Raw genomic sequence first — 509 nt, 5'->3', positions numbered from 1 at the left:
ATATCCACCTAAACGTTGTGCAATTTTGTAACCAATATTACCAGCTTCTAAACTTGGGAATACAAAGACATTTGCATCACCTTGTAATTTAGCACCTGGCGCTTTTTTCTCAGCAACACCTGGTACAATCGCAGCATCAAATTGGAATTCTCCATCAATGATTGCTTCTAATTTTTCTTCTTCAGCTTTTTGTTGTGCTAATTTGACAGCTTCTTGAACTTTTGTCACGTCGTCTGATTTAGCAGACCCTTTTGTTGAAAAGCTTAACATTGCAACTTTTGGATCCATGCCAAAGCTTAATGCTGATTTTGCACTTTCTACTGCAATTTCTGCAAGTCCTTGTGAATCAAGTTCTGGATTGATTGCACAATCACCAAAGATGTATTGTTCATCACCTTTAATCATAAAGAAGATACCTGATGTTCTTGATACACCTGGTTTCGTTTTGATGATTTGTAAAGCTGGACGCACAGTGTCTCCTGTTGAATGTGCTGCACCACTAACTAAAC

Annotated in this window: 1 protein-coding gene; it reads right to left on the bottom strand. The window is 37.9% G+C overall.

Annotation, left to right across the window (positions count from 1 at the left end):
- Positions 1-509 (bottom strand): phosphate acyltransferase (locus D7W79_RS42680; protein ID WP_276375694.1); only part of this gene is annotated, 509 nt, incomplete at both ends.

Source organism: Corallococcus exercitus, from assembly GCF_003611585.1.
Lineage (GTDB): Bacteria > Myxococcota > Myxococcia > Myxococcales > Myxococcaceae > Corallococcus > Corallococcus exercitus.
The sequence above is the reverse complement of the archived record's forward strand: the minus strand, read 5'-3'. Positions and strand labels throughout refer to the sequence as shown.